The organism is Collinsella sp. AM15-2 (assembly GCF_003471985.1).
Lineage (GTDB): Bacteria > Actinomycetota > Coriobacteriia > Coriobacteriales > Coriobacteriaceae > Collinsella.
This window is the reverse complement of sequence record NZ_QRKO01000007.1, coordinates 95,623-102,217: the sequence shown is the minus strand read 5'-3', so window position 1 is coordinate 102,217 and position 6,595 is coordinate 95,623. Positions and strand designations below refer to the sequence as shown.

The following is a 6,595-nucleotide window of genomic DNA, read 5'->3' as shown; positions in this document are numbered from 1 at the left end:
AATGGCCTATCCGCTCAATGTGTTCGGCTGAGATCGGAAATCAACCAACGCTTGGCCGTGCTTGGCGCTGCAGTGGGGCTTGAGGTCCCAAAAAACGGCTTCCGACCAGCGTGGTTGATCAACTCAATTGTTCAAAAAAGGGTATTCATAAGCGACTTGGCAATGAATTTAAAAATCTTTGGGTGGTGCTGTGGGCCACTGGTATGCATTTTGCGACCACAGCCTTGTGCCCGCTGACCTGCGGCTTGGCTCAGCTTGTCCCCACGGCACCGTATCTTGAACACAGATCCGTCAAGCATTTGGTCAGCATTTGGTTGGAATGCGCATGAAGTGCCGTGTGAGCATGGACATATGTGGAGGTCATGAGGTTGTAGCTGCATATTCTTGCAGCCTAGGAGGTTGAAAGATATTATTACCAAGTCTTTTCCTGCTTCAGGCGCACCTTCACGACCTGAAGCCACATTTGCCCAGAGGAGGTGACAATATGAAGGCTTATGAACTGCTGTTCTTTGTTGACCCGTCGCTCGACCCCGAGACTCGTCTCGCTGTTATGAAGCGTATCGATACCACGATCGCTGAGGGCGCTGGCAAGGTCGACTCCGTTGACGAGTGGGGCAAGCGCAAGCTCGCCTACGAGATCAACGACCTCACCGATGGTGACTACACCCTCATCAACTTCCACGCAGATCCTACCCAGATCGCCGAGCTTGATCGCGTCCTGCGCATCACCGACGCTGTGGTCCGCCACATGATCGTCCGTCGCGACGACCAGGAGTAAGACTGTCGTTTTGGACTGGGCTTGTGCCCCAAGAGGAAGTAGTGAGTTATGAGCATCAATCGAGTGAACATCACCGGTAACCTCACCCGCGATCCCGAGCTGCGCGCCACCGCCGGCGGAACCCAGGTTCTGTCCTTTGGCGTCGCCGTGAACGATCGTCGCCGCAACGCGCAGACTGGCGAGTGGGAGGACTATCCCAACTTTGTCGACTGCACCATGTTCGGCACCCGCGCCGAGGCCGTGAGCCGTTTCCTGGCAAAGGGAAACAAGGTCGCGATCGAGGGCAAGCTGCGCTACAGCTCTTGGGAGCGCGACGGCCAGCGCCGGAGCAAGCTTGAGGTCATCGTCGATGAGATCGAGTTTATGAGCTCCCGTGGTGGCCAGGGTGGCTACGACCAGGGCGGTTACGCCCCCGCAGCTCCCGCGCCCGCAGCACGTCCTGCCGCACCGGTGGCTACGCCGCCCGCGGTCGACGTCTACGATGAGGACATCCCGTTCTAAGGGTTGTTCACCTATTTTTGAGTGAGAGGCGGCTTCGGTTCGCCGAAGTTGCCAAACGAAAGGTATTTTGACATGGCTAATGATTTTTCTGCACGTCAGCCGCGTCGTAAGTACTGCCAGTTCTGCAAGGAGAACACTGAGTTCATCGACTATAAGGACACTCAGCTTCTCCGTAAGTACATGACCGACCGTGGCAAGATTAAGCCCCGTCGCGTCACTGGCGCTTGCACGCAGCATCAGCATGACATCGCCAACGCCATCAAGCGCGCCCGCGAGATGGCTCTCCTGCCGTACACCGTCCCCGTGGTTTCCTCTCGTGGCAACCGCGACCGCGGCTAAGAAGGGAGACGCATCATGAAGGTTATTCTTCTCGATGAGATCAAGGGCAAGGGCGGCGAGGGTGACGTCGTAGAGGTCGCTCAGGGTTACGCTGAGAACTTCCTGTTCCCCAAGAAGCTCGCTGTTGCCGCCACCAAGGGCAACCTCAAGCAGCTTGACGAGCGTCGCAACAACATCGCCAAGCGCGAGGCCGTCCGTCTGGCTACCGCCAACGAGACCAAGGCTGCCTTTGAGGGCAAGACGGTCACCGTTGACGTCAAGGTCGGCGACGAGGGCATCCTCTTTGGCTCCGTTACCGCCGCTATGATCGCTGACGCCATCAAGGCTCAGCTCGGTATGGACATCGACCGCAAGCGCGTCGAGCTCGGTAAGCCCATCAAGGTTGCCGGTGCCCACACCGTTGCCATCTCGCTGTACCGCGAGATCAAGGCCGAGGTTGTCGTTCTCGTCGGCGTTACCGCCGAGGAGCTCGCTGCCGAGGCTGAGGTCGAGGAGGCCGCTGAGGTCGCCGAGGCCGAGACCGCCGAGGTCGAGACTGAGGCTGCTGCCGAGTAGCATTTGCTGCAACGCAACAATCTTGTTCTAAGAAGGGCGCTCTGGGAAACCAGGGCGCCCTTTTGTTTTTTGCGCTGAGTGAGTGTCATGGTGAACGTTGCGTCGAAGTCCTATATACGGGACCGTTCATCCGTTTCGTTCGGTGATGATTGGCGGCGCGTGGCCCGTTTTGGGACCGTGGCTGATACTATGGATGCTCGCAAGCGATATGAATGAGGATGCTCATGGCATACGACGATAGGGAGACGGGGCTGACGGTTGAGGACCGCGGCTCCAAGTTGGGTCTCCCTCAAAACCAAGATGCAGAGGCCAACGTACTGGCCGCTATGCTGCTATCGCCCGAGGTGGTCGAGGAGGCCCAGGTCGAGCTGCAGCCCGATGACTTCTACCGGCCCATTCATAAGACCATCTACACCGCGATGGTCGATATGTACAACAGCCGCATTCCCATCGACTCCATCTCGCTGATCGATTACCTGCGCAGCATCAACAAGCTTGATGCCGTGGGCGGCGAGGCCTACATTTTGGAGCTGATGGGTCAGACCCTGTCGCTCGTCAACTGGCAGCACCATGCCGCCATCGTCCGTCGTGACTCGATGCTGCGCGAGCTGATCGGTGCCACCAACGAGATCAACGCGCTGGCCTATAACGCCCCTACCGACACCAAGGAGGTCGTGGAGCTGGCCGAGAGCAAGCTGCTCAAGGTCACGGCGCGCGAGGTTAAGTCGAGCTATAAGACACTGACCGAGTTTATGGTCGAGGCCTATAACGAGGCCGAGGAAGTGTGTAAGGCCGGTGGACAGGCCGCGGGCGTGCCCACCGGCTTCCCGTCACTCGACCGCATGCTTATGGGTTTCCGCGAGGGTCAGCTCATCATTATCGGCGCCCGCCCTGCCGTGGGTAAGACGTCATTCGCTCTGAACCTGGCGCTGAATGCCGCCGCTGCGGGCTATACCGTCGGCTTCTTTTCGCTAGAGATGTCGGGCAAGGAAATTGCCCAGCGCCTGATTTGCGCCTACGCCATGATCTCGATCAGCGACTTCCGTACGGGCCGCATTAGCCCCGAGCAGTGGGCCAATATCAACGAGGCCACGCAGACCTTGTCCAAGCTCGATATTTTGATTGACGATACGCCCGGCACCACGGTGACCGAGATCCGCGCCAAGAGCCGCCGCATGCTCCACAACAAGGAGAAGGCTATCATCATCCTGGACTACCTGCAGCTGGTGAGTCCTCCGCCGGGACGTCGCTCCGAGAGCCGTACCGTCGAGGTCTCGGAGATGTCGCGTGGTCTGAAGATTATGGCCAAGGAGCTCAAGATTCCACTGATCGCGCTGTCACAGCTGTCGCGTCAGGTTGAATCCCGTACCGGCAAGCGCCCGCAGCTGTCCGACCTGCGTGAATCGGGTTCCATCGAGCAGGACGCCGATATCGTCATGTTCTTGGACCGATCCGCCGATGAGGCCGAGGCTTCGCGTGACGATCGACCCGACGAGGGCGTTACGCGTATCGTCGTGGCCAAGAACCGTTCGGGCCCGATCGGTGACGTCGACCTGATGTTCCTGCCGGCATCCACCAAGTTCTATGAGCTTGATGGGGCGCATACCGAGGAGTAGGACAGGCACCCGTTGCACGGGTATACTGGGAATGTTTTGTGCTTCTGCGTGCCGGCGTGGCGCGTAGACAGTCCATGAATGTAAGGAGTAAACATGCCGTCAACCGTTTTGGTCGGTGCCCAGTGGGGCGATGAGGGCAAGGGTAAGATCTGCGACCTGGTCGCCGGCGACTTTGATGCCGTCGTGCGCTATTCGGGCGGTAATAACGCCGGCCACACCATCGTCGTCAACGGCAAGAAGTACGGCCTGCACCAGGTGCCCTCCGGCATCATGTATTCCGACCATGTGTCGGTGATCGGTAACGGCTGCGTCGTCAACCCCAAGGTTGTCCTTGAGGAGATTGACATGTTCGAGGCCGACGGCATCACCACCAAGAACCTCAAGATCAGTGGCAATGCGCACATCATCATGCCGTACCACATCGATCTGGATGGCGCTTTTGAGCAGAAGCTCGGCAAGAAGAATATCGGTACTACCAAGCGCGGCATCGGTCCGTGCTACCAGGACAAGATGGCCCGCATCGGCCTGCGCATGCAGGACATGCTGGACGAGGCGCTGTTCCGCGACAAGCTGGAGACCGCTCTTGCCCGCGTGAATCCCGAGCTCGAGCTCATCTACCATCTGCCCACCTACACCGTGGACCAGATCTGCGACGAGTACCTGCCCATGGCCGAGCGCCTGCGCCCCTACATCACCGAGACGAGCCTGCTGCTCAACAACATGATCGACGAGGGCAAGGACCTGCTGTTCGAGGGCGCCCAGGCGACGCTGCTCGACATCGACCACGGCACCTATCCGTACGTGACGTCTTCTAACTGCACCGCTGGCGGCGCCATCACCGGCTCCGGCGTCGGTATGAAGAATGTCGACCGCGTGCTGGGCGTCATGAAGGCCTATATCACCCGCGTCGGTTCGGGCCCCATGCCCACCGAGCTTTCCTATGAGTCCGAGGCCGGCCACACGCTGACCGAGGAAGGCTATGAGTACGGCGTGACCACCGGCCGTCGCCGTCGCTGCGGTTGGTTCGATGGCCCCATCGCCAACTACGCCTCGCGTGTCAACGGCCTCACCGATATCGCCCTGACCAAGCTCGACGTGCTTTCGGCCTTCGACACCATCAAGGTGTGCGTTGCCTACGACGTCGATGGCGAGCGCTACACCAGCGTGCCCGAGCATCAGGCGCGCTTTGAGCATGCCAAGCCCATCTACGAGGAGCTCCCGGGCTGGAAGTGCGATATCACCGGTTGCCGCAGCTTTGACGAGCTGCCGCAGGAGGCTCAGGACTACGTGGCGTTTATCGAGGATCTGGCACACACCCGCGTGACGTTCATTGGCGTCGGCGCCGATCGCGAGCAGATCATCAACCGATTCTGGAAGTAATCGGCACTATTCGGTTATTGCGATATACCCCTTTGCAGCCCAAGCGGGCGGCCGAGGGGTATATTTGCTTGCAAAAGGCTCGCGCGGAGCGAGCCATTCATCCATAGAGGAGGCACCCTTGAAGGCGGACACTCAAACCATCGACATCCTGTTGTTGGGCAGCGGCGGCCGCGAGCACGCTTTGGCAGCTAAGCTCGCAGCATCACCGCGCGCCGGCAAGCTCTACATTGCGCCGGGTAACGGCGGCACCGCGGGCTGCGGCGAGAACGTGGTTCTCGACGATTGCGATCCTGCGGCCGTGGCGGCGTTTGCCCAGAGCCATGGATGCGGACTCGTGGTGATTGGCCCCGAGGCTCCGCTCGTGGCGGGCGTGGCCGACGCCGTGCGCGCGGCGGGTATTCCCTGCTTTGGTCCGGGTGCCGAGGGTGCCCAGATGGAGGGCTCCAAGCTATTCTCCAAGCAGCTCATGGAGCGTGCCGGCATTCCGACGGCCGCCTACGGCTCGTTTACTGACGAGGCTTCGGCTCTTGCCTATGTGCGCGAGCAGGGTGCCCCGCTGGTCGTGAAGGCTGACGGCCTGGCCGCAGGCAAGGGCGTTATCGTGGCGACTGAGCTCGAGCAGGCCGAAGAGGCCGTGCGCGAGTGCTTTGGCGGTACCTTTGGTGATGCCGGCAACACCGTTGTCATTGAGGAGATGCTGGTTGGCCCCGAGTGCTCGCTGCTGGCCTTTACCGACGGTAAGACCGTGCGCCCCATGGCCACCTCGCAGGACCACAAGCGTGCGCTCGAGGGCGACCTTGGCCCCAACACCGGCGGCATGGGCGTTTACAGCCCGGTGCCCATCGTGACCGACGAGGAGCACGCCACCATGGTGGCGGTCATGGAGCAGACCGTGGCCGAGCTTGCTGCCGAGGGCATCGACTACCGCGGCTGCCTGTACGGCGGCTTTATGCTTACCCCCGCCGGCCCCAAGGTGCTGGAGTTCAATGCCCGCTTTGGCGACCCCGAAACGCAGGTCGTGCTGCCGCGCCTCAAGAACGACCTGGTCGAGGTTATGCTCGCCTGCGCCAACTGCGAGCTTGATCAGATTGAGCTCGACTGGCGCGACGAGTGGGCCGTGGCCGTTGTCCTGACGAGCGCGGGCTATCCCGGCAGCTACGAGAAGGGCAAAGTCATCACCGGTATTGCCGATGCCGAGGCCATGGAGAACGTGACCGTGTACCACGCGGGCACTGCCGTGGTGGACGGCCAGCTCGTGACCAATGGTGGCCGCGTGCTTGCCGTGACCGCTCTGGGCGACACGTTCGAGAACGCTCGCAACCTTGCCTACGAGGCCTGCGAGAAGATTGATTTTGAGGGTAAGACCCTGCGCCACGACATCGGCCTGCGTGCGCTGCGCGGCCGCGACGCCTGGGATGCCTAAAAT

Annotated in this window: 7 protein-coding genes; all 7 read left to right on the top strand. The window is 60.6% G+C overall.

Going from position 1 to position 6,595, the window contains the following annotated elements; genetic code table 11:
* Positions 1-484: 484 nt before the first annotated feature.
* The 7 genes from rpsF (at position 485) to purD (ending at position 6,592) form a co-directional block, all read left to right on the top strand.
* A complete protein-coding gene (gene rpsF / locus DW171_RS04865; RefSeq protein ID WP_006235831.1) occupies positions 485-778 on the top strand; it encodes a 30S ribosomal protein S6 in 294 nt (97 codons plus the stop codon).
* 48 nt (positions 779-826) lie between these two features.
* On the top strand, positions 827-1,279 hold the full coding sequence (locus DW171_RS04860; RefSeq protein WP_006235830.1) for a single-stranded DNA-binding protein: 453 nt from the start codon (positions 827-829) through the stop codon (positions 1,277-1,279).
* A gap of 72 nt (positions 1,280-1,351) precedes the next feature.
* A complete protein-coding gene (gene rpsR / locus DW171_RS04855; RefSeq protein ID WP_006235829.1) occupies positions 1,352-1,618 on the top strand; it encodes a 30S ribosomal protein S18 in 267 nt (88 codons plus the stop codon).
* 15 nt (positions 1,619-1,633) lie between these two features.
* Complete coding sequence (gene rplI / locus DW171_RS04850; protein ID WP_022094073.1) at positions 1,634-2,173, top strand: 50S ribosomal protein L9; 540 nt, start codon at positions 1,634-1,636, stop codon at positions 2,171-2,173.
* A gap of 218 nt (positions 2,174-2,391) precedes the next feature.
* The gene (gene dnaB, locus DW171_RS04845) at positions 2,392-3,789 is read left to right on the top strand and encodes a replicative DNA helicase (RefSeq protein ID WP_117778659.1); all 1,398 of its coding nucleotides are present in this window, start codon (positions 2,392-2,394) and stop codon (positions 3,787-3,789) included.
* Between the two features lie 93 nt (positions 3,790-3,882).
* On the top strand, positions 3,883-5,169 hold the full coding sequence (locus DW171_RS04840) for an adenylosuccinate synthase (protein WP_118270591.1): 1,287 nt from the start codon (positions 3,883-3,885) through the stop codon (positions 5,167-5,169).
* Between the two features lie 118 nt (positions 5,170-5,287).
* The gene (gene purD, locus DW171_RS04835) at positions 5,288-6,592 is read left to right on the top strand and encodes a phosphoribosylamine--glycine ligase (protein WP_118270590.1); all 1,305 of its coding nucleotides are present in this window, start codon (positions 5,288-5,290) and stop codon (positions 6,590-6,592) included.
* The last annotated feature ends 3 nt before the right edge of the window (positions 6,593-6,595 follow it).

What these genes read in the sequence shown, in the direction of transcription:
- DW171_RS04860 (WP_006235830.1), top strand. Translation starts at nt 827, where the DNA reads ATGAGCATCAATCGAGTGAACATCACCGGTAACCTCACCCGCGATCCC.
- rpsF (WP_006235831.1), top strand. Translation starts at nt 485, where the DNA reads ATGAAGGCTTATGAACTGCTGTTCTTTGTTGACCCGTCGCTCGACCCC.
- DW171_RS04840 (WP_118270591.1), top strand. Translation starts at nt 3,883, where the DNA reads ATGCCGTCAACCGTTTTGGTCGGTGCCCAGTGGGGCGATGAGGGCAAG.
- rplI (WP_022094073.1), top strand. Translation starts at nt 1,634, where the DNA reads ATGAAGGTTATTCTTCTCGATGAGATCAAGGGCAAGGGCGGCGAGGGT.
- rpsR (WP_006235829.1), top strand. Translation starts at nt 1,352, where the DNA reads ATGGCTAATGATTTTTCTGCACGTCAGCCGCGTCGTAAGTACTGCCAG.
- dnaB (WP_117778659.1), top strand. Translation starts at nt 2,392, where the DNA reads ATGCTCATGGCATACGACGATAGGGAGACGGGGCTGACGGTTGAGGAC.